22 protein-coding genes and 4 tRNA genes are annotated in these 25,540 nt (G+C 69.0%); 20 read left to right on the top strand and 6 right to left on the bottom strand.

Translation table 11 applies throughout. From position 1 onward, the window contains the following. The first annotated feature begins 5 nt into the window (after positions 1-5). On the top strand, positions 6-401 hold the full coding sequence (locus K5L01_RS14885) for a type IV pilin protein (protein ID WP_272494046.1): 396 nt from the start codon (positions 6-8) through the stop codon (positions 399-401). A gap of 292 nt (positions 402-693) precedes the next feature. On the opposite strand, the gene K5L01_RS05970 is transcribed toward K5L01_RS14885, so the two are convergent. Both K5L01_RS05970 and K5L01_RS05965 read right to left on the bottom strand, forming a co-directional pair. After that, a tRNA-Asn gene (locus K5L01_RS05970) sits at positions 694-767 on the bottom strand. 63 nt (positions 768-830) lie between these two features. After that, positions 831-1,394 carry a GspH/FimT family pseudopilin gene (locus K5L01_RS05965; RefSeq protein ID WP_250062816.1) on the bottom strand — a complete coding sequence of 188 codons (564 nt, stop codon included), beginning with the start codon at positions 1,392-1,394 and terminating at the stop codon, positions 831-833. A 152-nt stretch (positions 1,395-1,546) separates the two neighbouring features. Between K5L01_RS05965 and uvrB the strand changes: the two genes are divergently transcribed. The 11 genes from uvrB to K5L01_RS05910 all read left to right on the top strand — a co-directional run bounded on the left by uvrB (position 1,547) and on the right by K5L01_RS05910 (position 12,908). Further along, complete coding sequence (gene uvrB, locus K5L01_RS05960) at positions 1,547-3,559, top strand: excinuclease ABC subunit UvrB (RefSeq protein ID WP_250062815.1); 2,013 nt, start codon at positions 1,547-1,549, stop codon at positions 3,557-3,559. 145 nt (positions 3,560-3,704) lie between these two features. Next, positions 3,705-3,779 (top strand) — tRNA-Val (locus K5L01_RS05955). Between the two features lie 1,279 nt (positions 3,780-5,058). After that, the gene (thrS, locus tag K5L01_RS05950) at positions 5,059-6,963 is read left to right on the top strand and encodes a threonine--tRNA ligase (RefSeq protein WP_250062812.1); all 1,905 of its coding nucleotides are present in this window, start codon (positions 5,059-5,061) and stop codon (positions 6,961-6,963) included. A gap of 73 nt (positions 6,964-7,036) precedes the next feature. Then, on the top strand, positions 7,037-7,561 hold the full coding sequence (infC, locus tag K5L01_RS05945) for a translation initiation factor IF-3 (protein WP_250063494.1): 525 nt from the start codon (positions 7,037-7,039) through the stop codon (positions 7,559-7,561). Positions 7,562-7,839: 278 nt separating this feature from the next. Next, positions 7,840-8,037 carry a 50S ribosomal protein L35 gene (gene rpmI, locus K5L01_RS05940; protein WP_010342861.1) on the top strand — a complete coding sequence of 66 codons (198 nt, stop codon included), beginning with the start codon at positions 7,840-7,842 and terminating at the stop codon, positions 8,035-8,037. Positions 8,038-8,048: 11 nt separating this feature from the next. After that, entirely contained in the window at positions 8,049-8,408 is a 360-nt protein-coding gene (gene rplT / locus K5L01_RS05935; protein WP_250062810.1) for a 50S ribosomal protein L20, read from the top strand. 193 nt (positions 8,409-8,601) lie between these two features. Then, positions 8,602-9,597 carry a phenylalanine--tRNA ligase subunit alpha gene (locus K5L01_RS05930; protein WP_250062808.1) on the top strand — a complete coding sequence of 332 codons (996 nt, stop codon included), beginning with the start codon at positions 8,602-8,604 and terminating at the stop codon, positions 9,595-9,597. 122 nt (positions 9,598-9,719) lie between these two features. Beyond that, a complete protein-coding gene (gene pheT, locus K5L01_RS05925; RefSeq protein ID WP_250062806.1) occupies positions 9,720-12,101 on the top strand; it encodes a phenylalanine--tRNA ligase subunit beta in 2,382 nt (793 codons plus the stop codon). A 23-nt stretch (positions 12,102-12,124) separates the two neighbouring features. Beyond that, a complete protein-coding gene (locus K5L01_RS05920) occupies positions 12,125-12,424 on the top strand; it encodes an integration host factor subunit alpha (protein ID WP_232147785.1) in 300 nt (99 codons plus the stop codon). Beyond that, a complete protein-coding gene (locus K5L01_RS05915) occupies positions 12,405-12,761 on the top strand; it encodes a MerR family transcriptional regulator (RefSeq protein ID WP_055769947.1) in 357 nt (118 codons plus the stop codon). The genes K5L01_RS05920 and K5L01_RS05915 overlap by 20 nt, the downstream gene beginning before the upstream one ends. Positions 12,762-12,831: 70 nt before the next feature. Continuing rightward, a tRNA-Pro gene (locus K5L01_RS05910) sits at positions 12,832-12,908 on the top strand. A gap of 748 nt (positions 12,909-13,656) precedes the next feature. Here K5L01_RS05910 and K5L01_RS05905 read toward each other — a convergent pair. Together K5L01_RS05905 and K5L01_RS05900 are read right to left on the bottom strand one after the other, a co-directional pair. Next, positions 13,657-14,748: a 4Fe-4S dicluster domain-containing protein gene (locus tag K5L01_RS05905; protein ID WP_250062804.1), complete on the bottom strand. Its 1,092-nt coding sequence runs from the start codon at positions 14,746-14,748 to the stop codon at positions 13,657-13,659. Further along, positions 14,745-15,029 carry a hypothetical protein gene (locus K5L01_RS05900; protein WP_250062802.1) on the bottom strand — a complete coding sequence of 95 codons (285 nt, stop codon included), beginning with the start codon at positions 15,027-15,029 and terminating at the stop codon, positions 14,745-14,747. Before K5L01_RS05900 ends, K5L01_RS05905 begins: the two co-directional genes overlap by 4 nt. Positions 15,030-15,228: 199 nt before the next feature. On the opposite strand from K5L01_RS05900, the gene K5L01_RS05895 reads away from it, so the two are divergent. The 5 genes from K5L01_RS05895 to K5L01_RS05875 all read left to right on the top strand — a co-directional run bounded on the left by K5L01_RS05895 (position 15,229) and on the right by K5L01_RS05875 (position 20,965). Next, on the top strand, positions 15,229-15,651 hold the full coding sequence (locus K5L01_RS05895) for a group III truncated hemoglobin (protein ID WP_250062801.1): 423 nt from the start codon (positions 15,229-15,231) through the stop codon (positions 15,649-15,651). 71 nt (positions 15,652-15,722) lie between these two features. Next, positions 15,723-17,132: an oxygen-independent coproporphyrinogen III oxidase gene (hemN, locus tag K5L01_RS05890; protein ID WP_250062799.1), complete on the top strand. Its 1,410-nt coding sequence runs from the start codon at positions 15,723-15,725 to the stop codon at positions 17,130-17,132. Between the two features lie 63 nt (positions 17,133-17,195). After that, a tRNA-Leu gene (locus K5L01_RS05885) sits at positions 17,196-17,282 on the top strand. Between the two features lie 740 nt (positions 17,283-18,022). After that, positions 18,023-19,312 carry a nucleotide sugar dehydrogenase gene (locus tag K5L01_RS05880; protein WP_250062796.1) on the top strand — a complete coding sequence of 430 codons (1,290 nt, stop codon included), beginning with the start codon at positions 18,023-18,025 and terminating at the stop codon, positions 19,310-19,312. A gap of 30 nt (positions 19,313-19,342) precedes the next feature. Then, positions 19,343-20,965, top strand: coding sequence for an FMN-binding glutamate synthase family protein (locus K5L01_RS05875; RefSeq protein ID WP_250062794.1), 1,623 nt, complete (start codon positions 19,343-19,345; stop codon positions 20,963-20,965). A 238-nt stretch (positions 20,966-21,203) separates the two neighbouring features. Here K5L01_RS05875 and K5L01_RS05870 read toward each other — a convergent pair whose 3' ends face one another. Both K5L01_RS05870 and K5L01_RS05865 read right to left on the bottom strand, forming a co-directional pair. Further along, positions 21,204-22,451: a TIGR03862 family flavoprotein gene (locus K5L01_RS05870; protein ID WP_425603833.1), complete on the bottom strand. Its 1,248-nt coding sequence runs from the start codon at positions 22,449-22,451 to the stop codon at positions 21,204-21,206. Beyond that, positions 22,435-22,866, bottom strand: a complete 432-nt coding sequence (locus K5L01_RS05865; RefSeq protein WP_250062792.1) for an FKBP-type peptidyl-prolyl cis-trans isomerase — start codon at positions 22,864-22,866, stop codon at positions 22,435-22,437. The genes K5L01_RS05870 and K5L01_RS05865 overlap by 17 nt, the downstream gene beginning before the upstream one ends. 158 nt (positions 22,867-23,024) lie before the next feature. Here K5L01_RS05865 and K5L01_RS05860 point away from each other — a divergent pair, with 158 nt between their 5' ends. The 3 genes from K5L01_RS05860 (at position 23,025) to K5L01_RS05850 (ending at position 25,356) form a co-directional block, all read left to right on the top strand. After that, positions 23,025-23,390, top strand: a complete 366-nt coding sequence (locus K5L01_RS05860; protein ID WP_250062791.1) for a DUF6164 family protein — start codon at positions 23,025-23,027, stop codon at positions 23,388-23,390. Between the two features lie 27 nt (positions 23,391-23,417). Continuing rightward, positions 23,418-24,164, top strand: coding sequence for a sulfurtransferase (locus tag K5L01_RS05855; RefSeq protein ID WP_250062790.1), 747 nt, complete (start codon positions 23,418-23,420; stop codon positions 24,162-24,164). A 202-nt stretch (positions 24,165-24,366) separates the two neighbouring features. Beyond that, positions 24,367-25,356, top strand: coding sequence for an LLM class flavin-dependent oxidoreductase (locus K5L01_RS05850; protein WP_250062789.1), 990 nt, complete (start codon positions 24,367-24,369; stop codon positions 25,354-25,356). Positions 25,357-25,540: the final 184 nt, after the last annotated feature.

Raw genomic sequence — 25,540 nt, 5'->3', positions numbered from 1 at the left:
ACATGATGAACAGCAAGCACACGCATGGCGGCTTCACCCTGATCGAACTGATGATCGTGGTGGTGATCCTGGGCGTCCTGGCGAGCATCGCCTTGCCCAGCTATTCCCGCCACGTACAGAAGACCCGGCGCGCGGCGGGCGCGGCCTGCGCGCTGGCGGTATCGCACCAGCTGGAGCGTTACTACACCACCCAGCTGAGCTACCAGGGGGCGCCGGATGCGGCGGCGCTCTCGGCGGTCTGCGACGCGGATGCCCGGCGTTTCTACACCATCGAGACGCAGGTCGCGGCGCGCAGCTACACCGTCAGCGCCAACCCCACCGGTGCACAGTCCGGCGACAGCTGCGGCACCCTGACCGTCGACCACCAGGGGGCTCGGACACCGGCTTCCGGCTGCTGGTAGGCCGGAAGCGTCGCCCCCATCGGGGCGACTGCATGCCGGGGCCGGGTGGGTGCCTGTGGAGGCGCCGCGCGGAGCCCGGTGGCGTGGAGCAGCGCGGGGCGCTGCCGCGTCCAACTGCCGTGTCCAGGTGGGTGAAGGGGGGCATTCCCGTGCATCTGCCGGCCTGCTGCATGCGGAATCGGGGGTGTGATGGCGGAACCGTTGGCCCGGTGCCTGCGGGAGGCTTGGAATGCTTGGACGGCGCCGGAAACCAAAAGGGCTTGCGATCACTCGCAAGCCCTTGGATTTTTTGCGCCCGAAGTTGGACTCGAACCAACGACCCCCTGATTAACAGTCAAGTGCTCTAACCGGCTGAGCTATTCGGGCGGGCCGCGCATTTTACGCAGCTGCCCGGAGGCGTGCAAGCCGCGGTGGCGGCTCGGGCCGGACTCATCCCGGGCAGGGCGCAGGCCTGGCCGGGCGTTCGCTGCGGGCGCGCCCGGCGTTGTTGACGATGATGCTGCCCAGCAGTTCGCCCTTGCGGTTGCAGATCGCGACCGTGAGGTTGCTGCCGGGGCTGCGGCCATCGGGGAGATAGCGTGCCTGCTTGCGGCCGGAGGAACCCACCAGCCGCAGGGGGTGGCGTGGCGGCGCATTCTCCGCGCGCACGATGTCGTCGGCCTGGTCCGGGCGGCGGTTGCCGTCGGGGTCCAGGAACAGCAGCCATCCGCCACTCCAGTCGCTGCTGTCGCCGCAGCGCACGCCATCCGTGGACGGGCACAGCACCGCGGGCGCGCCACGGGTGATGGCGGTCATGCGTGCCAGTGCGAGCCGGGTGAGCAGCATGTGGCCTGCGCTCACGGTGCGCTGGCGTTCGATCAGCGTGCCCAGGGCGGGCAGGGCGACCGCAGCGACGATCGACAGCAGCGCCAGGCAGAGCGCGGCCTCCACCAGGGTGACGCCGCCCGTGGCGGTGCGGCGGTGCATCGGGTGCGCGCAGGGAGTTCTTGGCATCGCTGCGTACCGGTTGCGGCAGGAGAGCCAGCGTCCTCCGCGCGGCGTCATCACGGAACCAGTATCCGTGCCGCCGTGCTGTAGGGAGGATGCTCAGGTAGTCGTCATCCGGCCGGTGGCTATACTGGGCGGTCGCCGTCATCCGCGCTGCCATGTCCGACCGTTTCCAGCTTGTATCGCCCTATTCGCCGGCGGGCGACCAGCCGGCCGCCATCGACAAGCTCGTCGCCAACTTCGAGGCCGGCATCGCCAAGCAGACCCTGCTGGGCGTGACCGGCTCCGGCAAGACCTACACGATCGCCAACGTCGTGCAGCAGGTCCAGCGGCCGACCCTGGTGATGGCGCCGAACAAGACCCTGGCCGCGCAGCTGTATGGGGAGTTCAAGGCCTTCTTCCCGCACAACGCGGTGGAGTACTTCGTCAGTTATTACGACTACTACCAGCCCGAGGCCTACGTGCCGGCATCGGACACCTTCATCGAGAAGGACAGCTCGATCAACGAGCACATCGAGCAGATGCGGCTGGCCGCGACCAAGACCCTGCTGTCGCGGCCCGATGCCATCGTGGTGGCGACGGTGTCGGCCATCTATGGCCTGGGGGCGCCTGAGGACTACCTGTCGCTGCGCCTGATCCTCTCCAAGGGCGAACGGATCGAGCAGCGCGACCTGATCAACCACCTGACCCAGCTGCAGTACACGCGCAACGAATACGAGCTGCAGCGCGGTACCTTCCGCGTGCGCGGCGAGGTGATCGACGTGTTCCCGGCGGAGCTGGACGGCGAGGCGGTGCGCATCGAGCTGTTCGACGGCGAGGTGGAGCAGCTGAGCATGTTCGACCCGCTCACCGGCGAAAGCCTGCGCCGCATGCAGCGCTACACGATCTATCCGAAGACCCACTACGCCACCACGCGCGAGCGGGTGCTGGTGGCCATCGAGACGATCAAGGTCGAGCTCAAGGAGCGTCTGGAGCACCTGTATGCGCAGAACAAGCTGGTGGAAGCGCAGCGCCTGGCGCAGCGTACCCAGTTCGACCTGGAGATGATGGCCGAGGTCGGCTACTGCAACGGCATCGAGAACTACTCGCGGCACCTCACCGGCAAGGCGCCCGGCGAGCCGCCCCCGACGCTGTTCGACTACCTGCCGGCCGACGCGCTGCTGGTCATCGACGAGTCGCACGTGACCATTCCGCAGATCGGTGCGATGTACAAGGGCGACCGTTCGCGGAAGGAGACCCTGGTCGAGTTCGGTTTCCGGCTGCCCTCGGCGCTCGACAATCGCCCGCTACGCTTCGAGGAGTGGGAGGCGCGCTCGCCGCGCAGCATCTATGTGTCGGCGACCCCGGGCCCCTACGAACTGCGCGAGTCCGGCGAGGAGATCACCGAGCTGGTGGTGCGCCCGACCGGCCTGATCGACCCGCAGGTGGAGATCCGTCCGGTCGGCACCCAGGTCGACGACCTGATGTCCGAGTGCAACGCGCGCATCAAGATGGGCGACCGGGTGCTGGTTACCACGCTCACCAAGCGCATGGCCGAGAACCTCACCGAGTACCTGGGCGAACACGGCATCCGCGTGCGCTACCTGCACTCGGACGTGGACACCGTCGAACGTGTCGAGATCATCCGCGATCTGCGCCTGGGCAGGTTCGACGTCCTGGTCGGCATCAACCTGCTGCGCGAGGGCCTGGACATGCCCGAGGTGTCGCTGGTGGCGATCCTCGACGCCGACAAGGAAGGCTTCCTGCGCTCCACCGGCTCGCTGATCCAGACCATCGGCCGTGCGGCCCGCAACGTGCGCGGCAAGGCCATCCTGTACGCCGACCGGATCACCCGCTCGATGCAGGCGGCGATCGAGGAGACCGACCGCCGCCGGCAGAAGCAGGTGGAGTACAACGAGGCGCACGGCATCACCCCCCGTTCGGTGGCGCGGCCCATCGTGGATATCCTGGAAGGCGCGCACGAAGAGGCGTCGAAGCCCAGCGGCAAGGGCAAGGGGCGCCGCCTGGCCGAGCCCGCGGCGGACTACCTGCCGCTCGAGCCGGCCCAGGCCGCGGCCCGGATCAAGGCGCTGGAACAGCAGATGTACCAGCATGCGCGCGACCTGGAGTTCGAGGACGCGGCCCGGGTACGCGACCAGATCCGCCAGCTCAAGGAAGCGAGCCTGGGCTGACCGGGGAGCGGATGGCGGGGGCGGGAACGGCCGCCGGCGCGGCCGGCCGCCGGGGATGAAGAATAGTCCCGCGTATCGCTTGCTCTTCCGGCATCGGGTGAACTAAGATACGCGCCCTCGCAGCGTACATGCCTGCGAACGGAACGGGCGGTTAGCTCAGCGGTAGAGCACTACCTTGACATGGTAGGGGTCACAGGTTCGAACCCTGTACCGCCCACCACTTGAAGCCTAGGCGTATCAGCGGCTTCAGTGGAATTCGCAGCGTCGGCAGCCGCATCGGCTGACCCTAGGCTGACCCCAGCGAACCAGTACGCTCGGGGGCTGGAGTCTTCAAGGCCTGTTGCACGCTTTCCCGATTCCTCGGGTGGGGTCTCATGCTGTGCCGCTCTTCCGGACGAATGGTGGGGTGTCCGGCAGATCCGCTCTCCCCGGGCAGGCATGCCGGGGTGCATGGGCCAACAGGTGTCTGACAGCGGGCGATCTTCGGTATCAAACCGGGCGATAGTGATAATCGCGCCGGGTGCGGCCCCTTGTCTGTTGGCGGTTGGATGCCCGAATTGCACTCGGGGTTGCCGTTGGAACGGACCTGAGCTGTGGTGGTGCCCATGCGGCGTGCGCGGACCAACTGCTTGTCCGTGGGTCGTGATGGCGTCGAACATTCGGGTGAGCCGGGCCCACCGGGTCAGGAACAGGGTGAAGTGGCGGCTGTCAGCCAGGGCGCTTGGGGGGGGGGCTCTGTTGTATCGGTGATGTCCTGGGCATTTTCGGCTTCTTGAATCTTCCTGGGTGCCAGGCTGATGCGATGCAGCGAGCGAGAGGCGGTGGGTGTCGTTAAGCTTGGTTCGCCTGGGCGATCAGGCCTACATGGAGAGCGGCATGAAACGATGGATCAAGGGCGCGGCTGCAGTCGCTATGTTTTCTCTGGCTTCGCTGGGGGGAATGGCCACGGCCGCACCGAACTGCACCTGGGACTGCATTGCGAAGCGTGATGCATGCATGACAAAGACCGGGGACCCGGAGGCGTGTATCGCGGCATTCAAGGCATGCATGGAGCGATGCAAGGCGCCATGACCCGCTGAGCAATACGTGTAGGGAGCCCCGCTTTGCGGGGCTTTCTTCTGGTTGCGCCTTGTGCCGGCAAGCGCTCTTCCCGGTGGAGGCCAGGGGCGTGGCCATCCCGGGGCTGGAAGGGCTCGGCAGGATGGGAATGTTTCTCGGGCGGGCGGGCGCAGTGGCCCCGGGACGGTGCGCCCGAAGCGCAGCCGCCGCGTTTGGTTTACCATCGCGGGCAGGACTTTCTTCTGGAAAAGGTGGCCCGCGGCAACGCCGGCCGAGCGTGCGACATGAGCACTACCACTTTCTGACGAGCGGATCCCGCCACGGCCCTGCAGCAGGCGCCTCCGTGGCGCTTTTTTATTGCCCACGTTCCCCCGGAAGCGCGCCATCGCGCCGCGTTCCGCGGCCCGCCATGACGGGCGGGCCCCCACCCAGGTGAAGCCATGATCAACATCACTCTCCCGGACGGCAGCGTCCGCCAGTTCGAAAACCCGGTCAGCGTCATGGACGTGGCCCAGTCCATCGGTGCCGGCCTGGCCAAGGCCACCATCGCCGGTGCGGTGGATGGCGTGCTGGTCGACGCCGGCGACCTGATCGAGCGCGACGCCGCGCTGCGCATCATCACCGCCAAGGACGAGGAGGGGGTCGAGATCATCCGCCATTCCTGCGCGCACCTGGTCGGCCATGCGGTCAAGCAGCTGTATCCGGACGTGAAGATGGTGATCGGCCCGGTCATCGCCGAGGGCTTCTACTACGACATCTACTCCGAGCGCCCGTTCACGCCGGAGGACATGGCGGCGATCGAGAAGCGCATGGGCGAGCTGATCGCGCAGGACTACGACGTCATCAAGAAGATGACGCCGCGCGCGGAGGTGGTGGAGATCTTCAGGGCGCGGGGCGAGGACTACAAGCTGCGGCTGATCGACGACATGGCCGACGACATCCAGGCCATGGGCATGTACTACCACCAGGAATACGTGGACATGTGCCGCGGCCCGCACGTGCCCAACACGCGCTTCCTCAAGGCGTTCCGGCTGACCCGCATTTCCGGTGCCTACTGGCGCGGCGATGCCAAGAACGAGCAGCTGCAGCGCATCTACGGCACCGCCTGGGCCGACAAGAAGCAGCTGGAGGCCTACATCAAGCGCATCGAGGAAGCCGAGATGCGCGACCACCGCCGGATCGGCAAGCAGCAGGAGCTGTTCCACCTCCAGGAAGAGGCGCCGGGGCTGGTCTTCTGGCATCCGAAGGGCTGGGCGCTGTGGCAGGTGGTGGAGCAGTACGTGCGCAGGGTCTACCGCCATAGCGGTTACGGCGAGGTGCGCTGCCCGCAGATCCTGGACGTGAGCCTGTGGAAGCGGTCGGGCCACTGGGACAACTACCAGGACAACATGTTCTTCACCGAGTCGGAGAAGCGTACCTACGCGGTCAAGCCGATGAACTGCCCGGGACATGTCCAGGTCTTCAACCAGGGCCTGCACAGCTACCGCGACCTGCCGATCCGCTACGGCGAGTTCGGCGCCTGCCACCGCAACGAGCCGTCGGGAGCGCTGCACGGCATCCTGCGGGTGCGCGGCTTCACCCAGGACGACGGCCACGTGTTCTGCACCGAGGAGCAGGTCGAGTCGGAGGTCCGTGCGTTCCATGCGCAGGCGCTGAAGGTGTATGGCGACTTCGGTTTCGAGGAGATCCAGATCAAGATCGCGCTGCGCCCGGAGTCGCGCCTGGGCGACGACGCCACCTGGGACAAGGCCGAGGCGGCGCTGCGCTCGGCGCTGTCCAGCTGCGGTGTGGAGTGGCAGGAGCTGCCCGGCGAGGGCGCGTTCTACGGTCCGAAGATCGAATACCACCTGAAGGACGCCATCGGCCGTACCTGGCAGCTGGGCACCATGCAGGTGGACTTCATGATGCCGGGCCGGCTGGGGGCCGAGTACGTCGACGAGAACAGCCAGAAGCGGCATCCGGTGATGCTGCACCGGGCCATCGTCGGCTCGATGGAGCGCTTCATCGGCATCCTGATCGAGCACCATGCCGGGGCGTTCCCGGTGTGGCTGGCGCCTGTCCAGGTCGTGGTGGCCAACATCACCGATGCGCAGGCTGAATACGTTCAGCAGGTTCGTCAAACCCTTGCGGAGCAAGGGTTCCGGGTCACGGCGGATTTGCGGAACGAGAAGATCGGCTATAAGATTCGTGAGCATACGCTGCAGCGTGTGCCGTACCTGCTGGTCGTCGGCGACCGCGAAAAGGACAATGGCGCGGTGGCGGTGCGCACCCGTTCGGGCGAGGATCTGGGCAGCATGTCGCTGCCGGCCTTCATCGAGCGCCTGCAGGCGGAACAGCAGCAGTAAGCAGTAAAGCATCCAGCCCCGGCCCCCCGGACCTTCCGTCGGGGCCGGTACGATTCCATCCGGAGATTGCAATATCAGTACCCCTGACACCAAGCAGAATCGCCGCAACCAGGAAATCCGCGTGCCGCGCGTCCGCGTGATCGGCAGCGACGGAGAAATGGTCGGCGTGATGACGCGCGACGAAGCGCTGTCGATGGCCGAGGACGAGGGCCTGGACCTGGTCGAGATCCAGCCGCAGGCCGACCCCCCGGTCTGCAAGATCATGGACTTCGGCAAGTTCAAGTTCGAAGCGCAGAAGAAGGCCAACGAGGCCAAGAAGAAGACCAAGCAGGTCGAGATCAAGGAAGTGAAGTTCCGTCCGGTCACGGACGAGGGCGACTACCAGATCAAGCTGCGCAAGATGCGCGGTTTCCTGGAGGATGGCGACAAGATCAAGGTCAACATCCGCTTCCGTGGCCGTGAGATGAGCCACCAGGAGCTGGGCCGCGAGATGGCCGGCCGGATCGAGGCCGATCTGGGCGAGGACATCGTGATCGAATCGCGCCCGCGGCTGGAAGGCCGCCAGATGGTCATGATGATCGCGCCGAAGAAGAAGTAGTCCGTCCGCGGCCCGCCCGCCGGTGCGAGGCGGGAGGGGCGCAGCTTCTCGCCTGTCCGCATTCATCCCGCTGCCCGCAGGGGCGGGCGGGGATTGCAAGCGCCCGCGCCGGCGCGCATAATGCGCGGCCCGGTTCTCCGGGTTGTGTTGTCTGAAACATCAGGACCTGCCTGCCTCCGTCGGGAGTACAGGCTTAGAACAGGCAAGGGCACGGATGGAAAGCGTGGCATCGGCCACCGCCCAGCCAGTAATCAAAAGAGACCATCAAGGACATAGCAATGCCCAAGATCAAGACCAACCGGGCGGCGGCCAAGCGTTTCCGCAAGACCGCGTCCGGCAAGTACAAGGCTGGCCACGCCAACCGTAGCCATATCCTCACCAAGAAGGCGACCAAGCGGAAGCGCAACCTGCGTCAGACGAACCACGTCCGCGCGGAAGACGCAGGCCGTCTGGACCGCATGCTGCCCTACCTCTGAGGAACTGAACCATGGCACGAGTCAAGCGTGGCGTGCAGGCGCGCCGCCGTCACAAGAAAATCATCAGCCAGGCGAAGGGCTACTACAACGCCCGCCGCAAGGTTTTCCGCGTCGCCAAGCAGGCGGTCATCAAGGCGCAGCAGTACGCCTACATCGGCCGCAAGCAGAAGAAGCGCAATTTCCGTTCGCTGTGGATCACCCGCATCAACGCGGCTGCCCGCATCAACGGCCTGAGCTACAGCCGTTTCATGAACGGCCTGCTCAAGGCGGGCATCAGCCTGGATCGCAAGGTGCTGGCGGACATCGCCGTGCACGACGCGGCGGGCTTTGCCGCACTGGCCGAGAAGGCCAAGGGCGCGCTGGCGGCATAAGCCCTTCATCCGCCGGCGCGGTTCACCTGCGGCGGCGGTGGATGGGACAATGCATGGGGAAGGGCGCAAGTCCTTCCCCATTTCTTTTGGGGCCGGCCCGGGCATTGCCGATGCCAGGGGCCGACCGGCGGTGTGGCGGGGGTCGGCCCGGCGCGGGCCGCATGCAGCGAACCGATCCGAGGTCCGTCGATCCATGAGTGACATCCAATCCCTGACCGCCCAGGCGCTGGCCGACGTGGCCGCGGCGCAGAGCCCGGAAGCGCTGGAGAGCCTGCGCGTGGCCCTGCTCGGCAAGAGCGGCAGCATCACCGCGCAGCTCAAGCAGCTGGGGACCCTGCCGCCGGCCGAGCGCAAGGCGGCAGGCGAGGCCATCAACCGCGCGCGCGACGACGTCTCCACCGCCCTGGGCGAGCGCAAGGCGCTGCTGGAAGCCGCGGCGCTGGACGCACGGCTGGCATCGGAGCGGATCGACGTCACCCTGCCGGGCCGCGAGGGCGAGCGCGGCGGCCTGCATCCGGTCACGCGCGCGCTGGAGCGCATCACCGGGATCTTCGCCCGCCTCGGCTACGAGCTTTCCGAGGGGCCGGAGATCGAGGACGACTGGCACAACTTCGAGGCGCTGAATTTCCCGCCGCACCACCCGGCGCGCGCCATGCACGACACCTTCTACTTCGGCGACGGCCGCCTGCTGCGCACGCACACCTCCGGGGTGCAGGTGCGCTACATGGACGGGCATGCGCCGCCGCTGCGCATGATCGCCGCCGGCAAGGTCTACCGCAGCGACAGCGATCAGACCCACTCGCCGATGTTCCACCAGGTGGAGGGGCTGCTGGTGGACGAGCATTCCACCTTCGCCGACCTCAAGGGCACGTTGTCCGAGTTCGTGCGCGCATTCTTCGAGCGCGATTTCGAGATGCGCTTCCGGCCGAGCTACTTCCCCTTCGTGGAACCCGGGGCGGAGGTGGACATCGCCTGGCAGCAGCCCGACGGCAGCACCCGCTGGCTGGAGGTGCTCGGTTGCGGCATGGTCCATCCGAACGTGCTGCGCAACTGCGGGGTGGACCCCGAGCGCTATACCGGTTTCGCGTTCGGCCTGGGGGTCGAGCGGTTCGCGATGCTGCGCTATGGCGTGAACGACCTGCGCGCGTTCTTCGACAACGACGTGCGTTTCCTGAAGCAGTTCGCCTGATCGAAGGCCGTAGTGCCGGGCCCTACCCGGCAGCCGTTGAGCGTTGACCCGCTTCAGGCGCCAGGCGCTGGGCACCCACAAGACACCGCAACGGGAGGCGCGCCTCCCTTCAAGGTAAAGACATGAAATTCTCCGAAAGCTGGCTGCGCAGCCATGTCCCGACCACCGCTTCGCGCGATGCGCTGAGTGCAGTGTTGACCGCCATCGGCCTGGAGGTCGAGGAGATCACCGCGCTGGGCGAGGGCCTGGACAACGTGGTGGTCGCGCGCATCGTCGAGGCGGTGCGCCACCCGGAGGCGGATCGCCTGCAGGTGTGCAAGGTCGATGCCGGCCAGGATGTGCTGCTGCAGATCGTCTGTGGTGCGCCGAACGCGCGCGTGGGCCTGGTCGCCCCGCTGGCGCTGGTCGGTGCGCAGATCGGCGAACTGAAGATCAAGCCGGCCAGGCTGCGTGGCGTGGAGTCCAACGGCATGCTCTGCTCGGCCAAGGAACTGGGCCTGGACAGCGATGCCTCCGGCCTGCTGGAGCTGCCGGACGGGGCGCCGGTCGGAACCCCGCTGGTCGACTACCTGGGCCTGCCGGATGCCAGCATCGAGATCAAGCTGACCCCGAACCGCGCCGACTGCTTCAGCGTGCGCGGCATCGCCTTCGACGTCGCCGCGGCCACCCGCAGCGAGGTCCAGCCCTTCGCTGCCGAGGCGGTGCCCGCGCAGGCGGGCCGCGAACTGGCGATCGCGCTGGACGCCGGTGCCGAGGCGCCGCGCTACCTGGGACGGGTGATCGAAGGCATCGATGCGGCGGCCACGACCCCGGTGTGGATGGCCGAGCGGCTGCGCCGCAGCGGCGTGCGCCCGGTCTCGCTGCTGGTGGACATCACCCAGTACGTGATGCTCGAACTGGGCCAGCCGATGCATGCCTATGACCTGGAGACGCTCAAGGGCGGCATCGGCGTGCGCCGTTCGCGTGCCGGCGAGGCGCTGAAGCTGCTCGACGGCCGCGATGCCACGCTGGACGACAGCTTCCTGGTGGTCACCGATGCCGACCGTCCGGTGGGCCTGGCCGGCCTGATGGGCGGCTTCGACACCCGTGTCACCGACGCCACCCGCAGTGTCTTCCTGGAGGCGGCACATTTCGCGCCGGCCGCGATCATGGGGCGCGGCCGCAAGCTCGGCCTGCATACCGATGCCGGCCACCGTTTCGAGCGCGGGGTGGACCCGCAGCTGCCGCGCACCGCCATCGAATACGCTACCCGGCTGGTGCTGGAGCTGGCCGGCGGCACCCCGGCGCCGGTCACCGAGGCGGTGCGTGAGGCCGACCTGCCGCAGCCGGCGACGATCGCGCTGCGTCGCGCGCGCATCACCCGGGTGCTCGGCATCACCATCGAGGATGCCGAGGTGGAGCGCATCCTGCGCGCGCTGGGCATGGCTGTGGAGGCGGCTGCCGAGGGCTGGCGGGTGACCGCACCGAGCCGCCGCTTCGACATCGCCATCGAAGAGGACCTGATCGAGGAGCTGGCGCGCATCCACGGCTACGAGCGGATCCCGACCACGCTGCCCGGTGGCGCCGCGCGCATCGCGATGCCGAGCGAGACCTGTCTCGACGACCTGAGCGTCCGCCGCCAGCTGGTGGCGCGCGACATGCTGGAAACCATCAATTACGCCTTCGTCGATGCGCAGCTGCTCGACCAGTGGGCACTGCACGATGGACGCGTGGCCCTGGCCAACCCGCTGTCGGCGGAACTGGCGGTGATGCGGCCGATGCTGCTGCCCGGACTGGTGGCGACCCTGGGGCGCAATGCCGCCCGCCAGGCGGGCCGTGTACGCCTGTTCGAGCTGGGCCGGGTGTTCGCGCAGGCGGCCGGCGGGCCCGGCCAGGCGCCGGAGGAAACCGTGCGCGTGGCCGCGGCCGTATGTGGCGATGCGGCCGCACTGCAATGGGGCGAAAAGGCCCGCAAGGTCGACTTCCACGACCTGAAGGGCGACCTGGAGTCGCTGGCCGCCGCGTCCGGCGCGCGGCTCGCCTTCCGCGCGGCCCCGCACCCGTTCGCGCATCCGGCGCGTTCGGCGGATGTCTGGCGCGATGACCGCCGTATCGGCTGGATCGGTCAACTGCATCCGCGGTTGGCGGCGGCGATGGAGATCGATGTCGACGTGGTGGCGTTCGAGCTGGACCTGGCGCCGCTGGTCCAGCGTGCGCTGCCGCGTGCCGCCAGGTTGTCGCGGTTCCCGGCGGTGCGCCGCGACCTGGCGGTGCTGGTGGCCGAGGCGGTCTCGTGGGAGGCGCTCTCGGCGAGCATCCGCGACGCGGCGGGGCCGTTGCTGCGCGAGGTCGCGCTGTTCGACCGCTATGTCGGACAGGGGGTCGAACCCGGTTTCAAGAGTCTGGCTATGGGCTTGATTTTGCAGGAGACCTCGCGCACTCTGACGGACCACGACGTGGACGCCGTGGTCACCTCCGTGGTGGCCGCCATCGAACGCGAACACGGCGCCAGGATCCGGAGTTGAGGCGGACGTAGCAGGGAACAGGCATGGCATTGACCAAGGCGGAGATGGCGGACCGGTTGTTCGACGAGGTCGGCTTGAACAAGCGCGAGGCCAAGGAGTTCGTCGACGCGTTTTTCGACGTGCTGCGCGATGCGCTGCAGCAGGGGCGGCAGGTGAAGCTGTCCGGTTTCGGCAATTTCGACCTGCGCCGCAAGAATCAGCGTCCGGGCCGCAACCCCAAGACCGGCGAAGAAATTCCGATTTCCGCCCGCACGGTGGTCACCTTCCGTCCGGGACAGAAGCTCAAGGAGCGGGTGGAGGCATATGCTGGATCCGGGCAGTAACCGCGAACTTCCGCCGATTCCGGCCAAGCGCTACTTCACCATCGGCGAGGTCAGCGAGCTGTGCGACGTCAAGCCGCACGTGCTGCGCTACTGGGAGACCGAGTTTCCCAGCCTCGAGCCGGCCAAGCGCCGTGGCAACCGCCGCTACTATCAGCGCCACGATGTGCTGATGGTGCGGCAGATCCGCGGCCTGCTGTACGAACAGGGCTACACCATCGGCGGTGCCCGGCTGCGCCTGGAAGGCGAGGGCGCCCGCCAGGAGTCCGCGCTGAGCAACCAGATCATCAAGCAGGTGCGCATGGAGCTGGAGGAAGTGCTGCAGCTGCTGCGGCGGTGAACACAAGCCGCGCAATCGCGCGTATAATCACCGGCTCGCCACCGCAGGGTGGCGACCAGCAGTCCATGATCGGGGCGTAGCGCAGCCTGGTAGCGCATCTGCCTGGGGGGCAGAGGGTCGTCGGTTCGAATCCGGCCGTCCCGACCACATACTGCTGAAGGAACAAGGGCTTGCGCTTCATGGCGCAGGCCCTTTTTCGTTGTGGTCACTACGTGTCCATTATCTGTCCGCGACCCCGGCACAGCACGACGCCGCTGGAGATGGTCTGCGAGGGTGCAGGCTGGTCGTCCTAAAGTCGGCCATGGAGCTGTCCGGGACAGGCGGGCTGCGTTGGCAGCCGTTTGGGCGGTCGGCAACCCGGCATGTCACCGTCGCGCGAGGCCGACTCCCCATACACGGGCACTTCGCGGCTCGCGGAAGCCGGGCGCCAGCATGAACGGCACGCGGGAATCGGCGGGTGCATCGGCCCTGTCCCTGCGGGGATCTTCCCCGGCCGGTGGTATGGAAGACCATGGAGTCGCCAAAGACATTCTTCCGCCGGGGGCCGCCGGCCGGGCCGTTCCCGCCCGCCGTGGGAGTGGCGACCCGAGCCGAGGGCAGGGGGACGCCGGCAGAGCCGGGCGCTGGCTGCGGTTGCCGGGTGGCCGCCGGGATATGGACTGAATAACGGATCATCGCGTCCTGCTTCTCAAGCCAGGCCTGCGCTGCCGGCGAGGAGTGGTTCCTGGAGGACGGTACATCCAGGGCCCTTGCGCGCGATGCGAGGTCGTCGCAGGCCGTGCCGGCATGACGGCGGCGGTTTCCACGGGGAATGCCGAGCGGATCCGGTCGCGCCGGCGCCGACCGTCCACGGGGGAGCACTGCGGGGCGGCGCCTGTCCGGGAAGGCGGGGAGGTCAGGTCCGTGCCAGGAGGCCGGCGATGGCCAGGGCGAGGAGCAGCAGCGACAGGGCGCCGAACAGCAGGGGCCGGGCACGCGGCACGGCGGCGGGAGGCGTTCCGCCGTCGCAGGCCGGGGTCCGTTGGATCAGGCCGGCGGGGAAGCCCTGGAGGGCCATGGCGCGGTCGCAGGCCTCCATGCAGGCGCCGCATTCGATGCAGGCGAGGTGGTCGCCGTTGCGGATGTCCAGGCCGATCGGGCAGGCGGTGGTGCAGGCCCCGCAGTCGATGCAGTCGCCCAGGTGCGCGTCGCTGAAGGAGGGGCGGGGGCCTGCGCTGGCCGGGTGTGCGGCCCGGAAGACATAGTCGCGCGCGGTCACCGGATCCAGCAGCCCGCGGTCGCGTTGCGCGACGCTGCCGCCACCGGCTGCCCGTGGGCCGCGCGGCTCGCCGCGGCGGGCAAGGTAGCGCACCGACGGCGTGCGGGCGTCGGTGAGCCACGGCCGCATGCGCCCGTAGGGGCACAGCTGGACGCAGACCTGTTCGTGCAGGAACAGGACGTTGGACCAGGTCGCCAGTGCGTAGAAGGCCACCCAGAAGGTTTCCCAGCCGCCCAGGGCGAACGGATGCAGGCGCGCGACCAGCGACGCGATCGGGGAGAAATAGCCCACGAACGTGATCCCGGTCCACAGCGCGCAGGCCGCCCACAGCAGTTGCTGCAGTGCTCCTTCCGCCGGGCTCTTGCGGGTGCGGCCGCCGGGCACCACGGAGCGCAGGGTGCGGTACAGGCGGGTGAGGACGGTCTGCGGGCAGGCATGGGCGCACCAGAGCCGCCCGTGGAGGCTGGTCACCAGGCACAGCAGGGCCAGCGCGGCCAGGGCGAGGCACAGCAATGGCAGGGCCGCGTCCATGCCCAGTGCCAGGCCGAAGAAGTGGATGCGGCGCGCCTCGATATCGAACAGCAGGACCGGCGCCTCCCGCCAGCGCAGCCAGGGGAGGCCGAAGAACAGCCCCAGCATGATCGCCGCGGCGATCCTGCGCGGCCAGGTGGGCCGCGCAGGGCCTGCGCAGGTGGACACCGCGTCCGCGGGCACTCGGCAGGCACTCATTCCAGCGACGATCCGTCGTCCGTGCCGGGCTGCAGCAACAGGGCGGTCACGGCGCAGGCGCTGAACGTGGCGAGCCAGGCCAGGAAGAAGCCGGCGCTGTAGCCGAAGGCGCGGGAGACGGCGTGGCCGGGAAAGCCGATCCGCTGCAGCGCCAGCGGATCGAACACGCTGAAGAACAGCGCCGAAACGACCATCGCGACGAAGAAGCTCGGCCACGCCACCGCGCCCAGGCGCTGCACGGCTGAGGGTCGGGAAGGCGAAGGACGGTCGGGATCGATCATGGCGGCTTCAGGGGACGGTTCCGGTGCGGGCGTACAATCGATGGCGGCCGCTTCGCCGAAGCGGCGATGGAGAGGCGCAGGCCAGCCGGTTGTCAGCCTAGGCAGACCGGTGGCGCGCAGCCTTGATCTGGATCAAGCCACGTCCGGCCGTGGCCCGCGCAACGCGGGTCCGCCGGGCGCGCATGGGAGTCTTGCAACGATGAACGAAGAACCCCTGCCGCAGCCGGCGGCGGATCTTTGCAGCGAGGAGGAGGTCGAGCGCCTGGTGCGGCACTTCTATGGCCGCGTGCGCGAGGACGCATTGCTGGGGCCGGTGTTCGAGGCGCATGTGCACGACTGGGAGGTGCACATGCAGCACCTGGTCGATTTCTGGTCGGCCCTGCTGCGCGGCACCCGCCGCTTCCGTGGTGCGCCCATGCAGAAGCACCTGGTGATCGACGAGCTGCGCGAAGCGCTGTTCGAGCGTTGGCTGCAGCTGTTCCGCCAGACCACCTCGGAGCTGGGCAACGTCCCGATGCAACGGCTGGCCGACGATGCCGCCGCGCGCATCGCCGGCAACTTCTGGCGGCGCTTCCAGATGTCGCGCTGGCCCAGCCTGCCGCTTCACCCCGGCAGCGGGTGAGGCGCCGCCGGGCGCCGGTGGATTTGATCTGGCTCAAGGCGGCTGCGCGCGGCCGCGGACATGCTGTGCGCATGGACACGCCTCCCCTCGCTTCCGACCGGCTGGGTTGGAGCTTCGACCCCGACCTCCTGCGCCGGCACGACCGGCCGGGGCCGCGCTACACCTCCTATCCCACCGCGCCGCATTTCCATGACGGCTACGGTGCCGCGCAGTTCCAGGCCGCGGTCGCACGCAGCAACGCCTCGGCGCGGCCCCTGTCGCTGTACGTGCATGTGCCCTATTGCACCAGTCCGTGCTTCTACTGCGGCTGCAACCGGGTCATCAGCCGCGATCACGGCAAGGGCGACGCCTATGTTGACCGGGTGCTGGCCGAGGCCCGGCGCGTGGCGCCGCTGTTCGCCGCCGGGCGCGAGGTGATCCAGCTGCATCTGGGCGGCGGTACGCCGAACTTCCTGTCCCCGGCGCAGCTTTCGCGGCTGGTCGACGGCCTGCGCCGGTGCTACCGCTTCAGCGAGGATGCGGCGCGCGACTTCTCCATCGAGCTCGATCCGCGCTCAGTATCGGCGGAGGACATCGCCGGGCTGGCGCGGATGGGCTTCAACCGCGCCAGCCTCGGCATACAGGATTTCGACCCGGCCGTGCAGCGGGCCATCAACCGCGTGCAGGGGGTGGAGGAGACCCTGGCGATCATCGCGGCCTGCCGGCGCAACGGCCTGCGTTCGGTCAACGTCGACCTGATCTACGGCCTCCCGAAGCAGACCCCCGAAGGCTTCGCGCGTACGCTCGAAACCGTGCTGGCGGTGCGCCCGGACCGGCTCGCGGTCTATGGCTACGCGCACCTGCCGAACCTGTTCAGGGCGCAGCGGCGGATCGCCGACGCCGACCTGCCCGACCCCGAGCGCAAGCTCGCGCTGCTGGGGCTGGCGGTGGAGCGGCTGTCGGCCGCCGGCTACCAGTACATCGGCCTGGACCATTTCGCCCTGCCGGAGGAGGACCTGTCGCGTGCACAGCGGGCCGGCGACCTGCACCGCAACTTCATGGGCTACACCACCCACGCCGACACCGACCTGCTGGGCCTGGGCGTCAGTGCGATCAGCAGGATCGACAACGGCTACAGCCAGAACCCGCGCGAGCTCAAGGACTGGGAGGCGCGGATCGATGCCGGCGACCTGCCGGTATGGCGGGGCCTGGAGCTGGATGCCGACGACCTGCTGCGCGCGGAGCTGATCCAGGAACTGATGTGCCATGGCCGTGTCGACGGCCGCGCACTGGCGGCGCGGCATGGGGTCGATTTCGAGCGCTACTTCGCCGCCGAGCTGGCCGCGCTGGCGCCCCTGCAGGCCGACGGGCTGGCGCACCGCAGCGGGAGCATGGTCGCCGCCACGCGCCGCGGAAGGCCGCTGCTGCGGCTGATCGCCATGTGCTTCGACCGCTACCTGCAGGCGCCGCAGCCGTCGATACGCTATTCAAGGGCGATCTGACGCCGGCCCGGACGTACGTGGCACGATTCACAAGCCGGCCCCGATCAGGCACCCTATCGCGATGCCCGGGTGGCGAAACTGGTAGACGCATCGGACTTAAAATCCGCCGGGGGCAACCCCATGCCGGTTCGATTCCGGCCCCGGGCACCATGATCCACGTAGCTTCGGCCGCATCTTGTTTCGAAAGGTCAGATGGCTAACCGGGTCCGACTTCACCCGGACCCGGTGAAATCCCGTATCAAGCCATCAGGGGGTCTGGCAAAGCGCCAATGCGTTCACTACCCACTGTCCGCCTACTTTCCCCGAGCTCGTTTCCTCGAATTGGGTGATCGTACCGCCCATGGTGCTGCAGGTGGCTTGAGCCCGGCTCCGGGCGTCGGCGTAGGCCGCTCCATGGGTTATTCCTACGCCGCTGACTGGGATCGGCTGAGTTGCGGCGAGAACTGCGCCGGAAGCCAGGACCGCTGCTGTTCCTACGACTCTGATCCATGTGTTGCGCATTCGGAACTCCTCACTGTTAGGTGGGGGATATGCATCAAACCACACATTCATGTCGCCGTCCCGGCGAGGGCGGCGAGGACAGCGGGATCATGTCCCTCCCACGATGAGTGTCCACGTAGTCTGACTGGCGTGTCATATCTCCTTGCAATCGGCAATCCGCTACGTCCCGCGGTCACTCCGGTCGCGCCGACATGATGCTGTGCTCCGCACCTGCAAGGCATCCTCTCGCGAGCATGAGGGTCTGGAACCAGCCATTCGTGGCTTCAGCGGAACGTCGAAGCGCGTGCAAGCCTTGATACACTGCTTCGGTGTCATGACCTGAAGGCGGACGGGGACAATGTCGGCCAGTCTCAGCCCCGGGCACCAGCATGCAACTTCGAGTGGATGGAATGAGCGCCGAGATTTCCGCAGCCAGTGCGCCGCGCATCGCCCTCATCGGCCTGGGCTATGTCGGCCTGCCGTTGGCGGTGGAGTTCGGCCGGACGCTGGATACCCTGGGCTACGACACCGACCCGGCGCGCGTGGCGGAGCTGCGCGAGGGCCACGACCGTACCCGCGAGCTGGGTGCCGACGAACTGGCCGCGGCCGGATGCCTGCGCTATGCCGGCGAGGTGGCGGAGCTGGCGCACTGCAATGTCTTCATCGTCACCGTGCCCACGCCCATCGATGCCTGGGAGCAGCCGGACCTCGAGCCGTTGCGGCGCGCCAGCCAGGCGATTGCCGGCGTGCTCAAGCGCGGTGATCTGGTGGTCTACGAATCCACGGTCTATCCGGGCACCACCGAAGAGGTCTGCGTGCCGCTGCTGGAGCAGGGGTCGGGCCTGCGCTTCAACCAGGATTTCTGGTGCGGCTACAGTCCGGAGCGGATCAATCCCGGCGACCGCCAGCGGCGCCTGCCCGACATCCGCAAGATCACCTCCGGCTCGACGCCCGCGGCGGCCGAGGTGGTGGACGCGCTGTACCGGCGGATCATCGCCGCCGGCACCTGGCGCGCACCGTCGCTGCGGGTGGCCGAGGCCGCCAAGGTGGTGGAGAACATCCAGCGCGATGTGAACATCGCGCTGGTCAACGAGCTGGCGCTGATCTTCGACCGGCTCGGCATCGATACGCTGGATGTGCTCGAGGCGGCCGGCACCAAGTGGAACTTCCTGCCGTTCCGGCCCGGCATGGTCGGCGGCCACTGCATCGGCGTGGACCCGTATTACCTGCTGCACAAGTCCGAGAGCGTGGGCTACCACCCGGACCTGATCCATACCGCGCGGCAGGTCAACAACCGCGTGGTCGCGCACGTGGCCGCGCGGGTGGAGGCGCTGCTGGCGGGCAAGGGCAAGCCGCTGCGCGGTGCGAAGGTGCTGGTGCTGGGCGTCACCTTCAAGGAGGACTGCCCCGACCTGCGCAACAGCCGTGCGCTGGACCTGGCGCAACGGCTGGCCGGGGAGGGCGCCGCGGTCGACGCGTTCGATCCGTGGGCCGATCCGGACGACGCCCGGCGCGAAGCGGGCGTGGCGCTGGTCGAGGCGCCGGTACCGGCACGCTACGACGCGGTGGTGCTGGCGGTGGCGCACCGCCAGTTCCGCAGCCTGGACGCGGCGCAGATACGCGCGCTCGGCACCGCGGACATGGTGGTCTACGACGTGAAGTCGGTGTGGCCACGCCAGGCGGTCGACGACCGCCTGTAGAATTCTTTACTCTCGGTCGCGAGGACGGCAATGCATCGTTATCTGGTCTATGTACTGGCACTGGCCCTGTTGCCGGTGTCGCTGGCGCTGGCCGAGCGCTGGCCCGCCTGGTACTGGGGCGTCGGCCTGTTCGGCGTGATGGCCCTGCTCGGCACGTGGGACGTGCTGCAGCGGCGCAGCGTGCTGCGGCGCAACTACCCGGTGCTGGCGCACTTCCGCTACGGCTTCGAGTCCATCGGTCCGGAAATCCGCCAGTACTTCGTGCAGAGCGACCTGGACGACGTGCCGTTCTCGCGCCAGCAGCGGCAGCTGATCTACCAACGTGCGCGCAACGTGATGGACGTGGTGCCGTTCGGTACCCTGCGCAGCACCTACGCGGTGGACTACGAGTGGATCAACCACTCGATGGCGCCGACCAGCATCGCCCATCATGATTTCCGCGTGGTGATCGGCCCGCATTGCGCACAGCCGTATTCGGCCAGCGTGTTCAACATCTCCGCGATGAGCTTCGGGTCGCTGTCGGCCAACGCCATCCGCGCGTTGAACCGGGGTGCGGAGATGGGGCGCTTCTACCACGACACCGGCGAAGGCTCGATCTCGCCCTACCACCGCGAACACAATGGCGACCTGGTGTGGGAGATCGGATCGGGCTATTTCGGCTGCCGCGACGAGCACGGCCGCTTCAGCGAGGAGCGTTTCATCGAGAACGCGCACCTGGAGCAGGTCAAGATGATCGAGATCAAGCTCTCGCAGGGCGCCAAGCCCGGCCACGGCGGCGTGCTGCCGGCGGCCAAGGTCAGCGCGGAGATCTCCGTCACCCGCGGCGTGCCGATGGGGGTGGACTGTGTGTCGCCGTCGCGGCACTCGGCGTTCTCCACGCCGGTGGAACTGCTGCGCTTCGTGGCGCGGCTGCGGGAGCTGTCCGGCGGCAAGCCGGTGGGCTTCAAGCTGGCCATCGGCCATCCCTGGGAATGGTTCGGGATCGCCAAGGCCATGCACGAGACCGGACTGCTGCCGGACTTCATCGTGGTCGACGGGGCCGAGGGCGGCACCGGCGCGTCGCCGGCCGAGTTCATCGACCATGTCGGCGTGCCGATGAACGAAGCGCTGATCCTGGTGCACAACACCCTGGTGGGGTTGAACCTGCGCGAGCGCATCCGCATCGGTGCGGCCGGCAAGGTGACCAGTGCATTCGACATCGCGCGCACCATCGCGCTGGGCGCCGACTGGTGCAATGCCGGACGTGGGTTCATGTTCGCGCTGGGCTGCATCCAGTCGCTGAGTTGCCACAACGACAAGTGCCCGACCGGCATCGCCACGCAGGACCCGAGCCGGTGGCGCCACCTGGACCCGACCGACAAGGCCGAGCGCGTGCGCAACTTCCACGAGAACACCCTGCGCGCGCTGCGCGACCTGCTGGGCGCAGCCGGCCTGGACGATCCGTCCGAGCTGGGACCCGAGCACATCCTGCGCCGGGTGTCGCCGAGCGAGATCCGTTCGATGGCGACGCTGTACCGCTACCTGGCACCGGGCGAGTTGCTGGACCGGGTGCCGGGCCACGCGGTGTTCCGCGAGTACTGGGCCGACGCCCGCAGCGATTCGTTCGACCCGCCGGGGCGCATCGCCGCGCTGCGTGGAAGCAAGCTGCGCTGATCCCGGCCCGCGTGCCTTCCCCTGCAGGGCGGGGCCACGTCCCGCCGGTACCTCACCGGCCGCGCCCCGCCGGGCGGTGCCCGGCGCTACGGAGCCCGGCCGTCCTGTAGGGCGGGGCCGTGCCCCGCCGGAGCGTCGCTGGCCGAGCCTTGCCCGGTGCCATGGTGTAGAGCGGGGCCATGCCCCGCTGGGACGTCGCAGGCAGCGCCATGCCGTATCCGCATCCACAGGGACGCGGTCAGCGCAGCCATTCGACCACGCCCTCGGCCGCGCGCAGCGCGCTGGCATAGCAGGCGGTGAGCAGGTAGCCGCCGGTCGGCGCTTCCCAGTCGAGCATCTCGCCGGCACAGAAGACCCCCGGCAGGGCATGCAGCATCAGCTTCGCGTCCAGGGCGTCCAGGCGCACGCCGCCCGCGGTGCTGATGGTTTCGGCCATCGGTCTTGGCCGCAGCAGGCGCAGCGGCAGGTGCTTGAGGGTACGCGCCACCGCGTCGGGGTCGTTGCCGGCGTCCTTGCCGAGAACCTCGAACACCAGCGCGGCCTTGGCAGCGTCGATGCCGGTGACGCGGCGCAGGTGTTCGCCGAAGCTGCGCCCGCGGCGCGGGCGCGACAGGTCGGCATGCAACCGCGCCGCGTCGCGGCCGGGCACCAGGTCCAGTTCCAGCAGCGCATGGCCGTCGCGGGCGATGGTCTCGCGCAGGTCGGCGGCGATGGCGTAGACCAGGCTGCCTTCGATGCCGTAGGCGCTGATCACGCACTCGCCCTGCAGGTGCCGCGGGGTGCCCTGCAGGTCGCGCCAGTGCGCGATCACCGGCTTGAGTGGGCGGCCGGCATGCTGCTGGCGCAGGTGCGCGCTCCAGTCGATGTCGAAACCGCAGTTGGCCGGCTGCAGGGGGGCGACGTCCACGCTGCGCGTGCGCAGCGTTTCCACCCACAGGCCGTCGGAACCGAGCTCCGGCCAGCTGCCGCCGCCCAGGGCCAGCACGGTGGCGTCGGCGGATACGCGGGTCTCGCCGTCGCCGGTCTGCATGCGCAGCGTGCCGTCGCCGCTCCAGCCCAGCCAGCGGTGCTGGACGTGGAAGCGCACGCCCTGTTCCTTCAGCCGCCGCACCCAGCCGCGCAGCAGCGGCGCGGCCTTGCGGTCCAGCGGGAATACACGCCCGGAGCTGCCGACATAGGTGTCCACGCCCAGGCCCCGTGCCCAGTGGCGCAGGGCATCGGCGTCGAAGCCGTCCAGCCATCCGGCCACCGTGGCTGCGCGTTCGCGGTAGCGGAGGTCGAACTGGGGACGCGGTTCGCCGTGGGTGAGGTTCAGGCCGCCCTTGCCCGCGATCAGGAACTTGCGCCCGGGCGAGCCCTTGGCCTCGTACAGGTCCACCGACAGGCCCGCCGCGCGCAGCCGCTCGGCGGCGAACAGCCCGGCGGGGCCACCGCCGACGACCGCGACACGCTTCTGTCCGGGGCCGGGTTCAGCGGGGCTGCACATCGAGCAGTTCGACATCGAACACCAGCGAGGAGCCGGCGGGGATCGGGCCGGTGCGGCGGTTGCCGTACCCGTGGTCGGGCGGGATCATCAAGGTGCGCTTGCCGCCCACCTTCATTCCGGCGACGCCCTCGTCCCAACCGCGGATGACCTGCTTCTCGCCGAGGTTGAAGCTGAACGGCTCGCCGCGGTCGAGCGAACTGTCGAATTTCCTGCCGTGCCTGTCGGTGGCACGCTCGTCGTAGAGCCAGCCGCTGTAGTGCACGGTGACCTTGCTGCCGGGAACGGCCTCGGCGCCGGTGCCGGTCACGCTGTCGATGCGCTCGAAGGTGGCGATGCTGCCTCCCGGCGGGGGGCCGGGCGGGGTGCAGCCGGCGGCGAGCAGGGACAGCAGCAGCGGGGCGAACAGGCGGCGCATGGTGGACTCCAGGTCGAGGGGCCCGCGGCGGTGCGGGCGGCAGGCGGGTAGCGGGAGCCGGCGAAGCGGAACCGCCGCGCACGAAGGGCGGCGGTCCTGCGCGGGCTCGCGCATGCGGTGCGCAAGGGTAGCGCATCGCCAGCGGGTATCATGGCGTGATGGCCAAGCTGCTGCTCAACCTGCGCAATGTCGGCGAGGACGAAAGCCGGGAGGTCGGCGAGCTGCTCGACCGCCATGGCATCGCCTGGTACCGCACCGAACCCAGTCCGTGGGGGATTTCCAGCGGCGGCCTCTGGCTGCGCGACCACGAGGAGCATCCGCGCGCGAAGGCGCTGATGGCCGACTACCAGGCCGGGCGTTCGCAGCGCATGCGCGCCGAGCGCGCGGCGGCGCTGCGCGACGGGACCGCGGAAACCTTCGGCTCGCTGCTGCGGCAGCGGCCGCTGTACGTGGTCGCGGTGCTGCTGGGCATGCTGGCGGCCGCGGCGCTGGTGCTGCTGCCTTTCATGCTGCTGCGCGGCTGAGCCGCGGCGACGGCGTAAAATGCCGGCATGATCGCCAACACCGCCGCCTACCACTTCACCCCGGTCTCCGATCCCGAGGCCTTGGCCGCGCGCCTGTATGCGCGCGCCGAAGCGCTGGCGCTGCGCGGCACGGTGCTGGTCGCGGACGAGGGCATCAACCTGTTCCTGGCCGGTGACCGCGACGGCATCGACGCCTTCTACGCCGAGCTGGAGGCGGACGCGCGCTTCGCCGGCATGCGGGTGAAGTACAGCCACAGCCGCAGGCAGCCGTTCGCGCGGCTCAAGGCCAAGGTCAAGCCGGAGATCATCAGTTTCCGCCGCGAAGCCGGCCAGCCGCTGGCGCACCCGCGGGCACCGGCGGTGGCCCCGGCCACGCTGCGGCGCTGGCTGCGTCAGGGCCATGACGACCGCGGCCGGCGCGTGGTGATGCTCGATACCCGCAACGTGCAGGAGTTCGAGCATGGCACCTTCGCCGGTGCCCTGACCCTGCCCATCGTCCGTTTCACCGATCTGCCGGCCGCGCTGGAACCGCACCGCGCGGCCCTGGCCGATGCCACCGTGGTCAGCTTCTGCACCGGGGGAATCCGTTGCGAGAAGGCCGCGCTGTGGATGCGCAACGACGGCATGGACAACGTGCTGCAGCTGGATGGCGGCATCCTGGGCTATTTCGAGGAGGTCGGCGGCGAGGGCTACGAAGGCCGCTGCTTCGTGTTCGACGAGCGGGTGGCGCTGGATCCCGAGCTGCGGCCGCTGGTGGACGACGGGGTGCCCTGAGCCGCTGCGCGGGCCGCCAGGGCGATCCTGCCGGAGCGCTGATGCAGGGGAAGGCCGGCAATGCCGCCGGGTGCCGCGTACCCGTGCTGGCGTGGCGGGAAGACCCGCCGGAAAACAGTGTCCGGCTCCTGGTGCCCGCGCCGGCATGGGAAACTGCCAGGCGTCCCCCATGTCCTGCCCATCCTCCGTTGGAAGCCGCCGCATGATTCCTCTTTCCGTCCTCGACCTCGCGCCGGTCTGCGAAGGCGCCACGCCGGGCCAGGCCTTCGCCCACATGCTCGGTCTGGCGCAGCATGCCGAGCGCTGCGGCTACCGCCGCTATTGGCTGGCCGAACACCACAACATGCCGGGCATCGCCAGCGCCGCGACCTCGGTGCTGATCGGCCATGTCGCCGGCGGCACGTCGACCATCCGGGTCGGAGCCGGCGGCATCATGCTGCCCAACCACTCGCCGCTGCAGGTGGCCGAGCAGTTCGGCACGCTGGCGTCGCTGTACCCGGGGCGGATCGACCTGGGCCTGGGACGCGCACCGGGCACGGACCAGGCCACGGCCCGCGCGCTGCGCCGCTATTTCGACAGCGCCGACCAGTTCCCGCAGGACGTGGGCGAGCTGCTGCACTACTTCGAGCCGGTGCAACCCGGGCAGGCGGTCCAGGCGGTGCCGGGCGGCGGGGTCGAGGTGCCGGTATGGCTGCTGGGCTCCAGCCTGTTCAGTGCGCGCCTGTCGGCCGCCTTGGGGCTGCCGTTCGCATTCGCATCGCACTTCGCGCCGGAGGCGATGGATGAAGCGCTGGCGCTGTACCGTCGCGATTTCCGGCCGTCCGCGCGGCTGCAGGCCCCGTGGGCGATGCTCGCGTTGAATGTCGTGGCCAGCGCATCGGAAGCCGAGTCGCGGCGCTTGTTCACCACCCAGCAGCAGAGCTTCGTCAACCTGCGGCGTGGCCGGCCGGGACGGATCCCGCCGCCGGTCGAGGACATCGAAGCGTTCTGGGAGCCGCATGAGAAAGCGGGGGTGGAACGGGCGCTGGCCTGCACCGTGCTGGGCGACCCGGCGCAGGTCGGCGAGGGCCTGGCGGCCTTCGCCGCGCGCCACCGCCCGGACGAGATGATGCTTACCGCCAACATCTTCGACCATGCCGCACGGCTGCGTTCGTTCGAGCTGGCGATGCAGGCCTGGCGGGCACGGCACTGAGGCTGTAAGCCCGCGGCAGTGCGGCCCATCCCGCCGAGCACGCGCGGGGGCCGACCCTGTAGAGCGGGGCCGTGCCCCGCTGGCGCTTCGCCGGGAATGCTTCCGCCGGGCATGGCCCGGCGCTACCGCGGGGGCCGACCCTGTAGAGCGGGGCCGTGCCCCGCTGGCGCTTTGCCGAGAATGC

The organism is Stenotrophomonas mori, from assembly GCF_023556335.1.
Taxonomy (GTDB): domain Bacteria; phylum Pseudomonadota; class Gammaproteobacteria; order Xanthomonadales; family Xanthomonadaceae; genus Stenotrophomonas; species Stenotrophomonas mori.
Note: the sequence above shows the minus strand (reverse complement) of the source record. Positions and strands in the feature narration are given on the sequence as shown.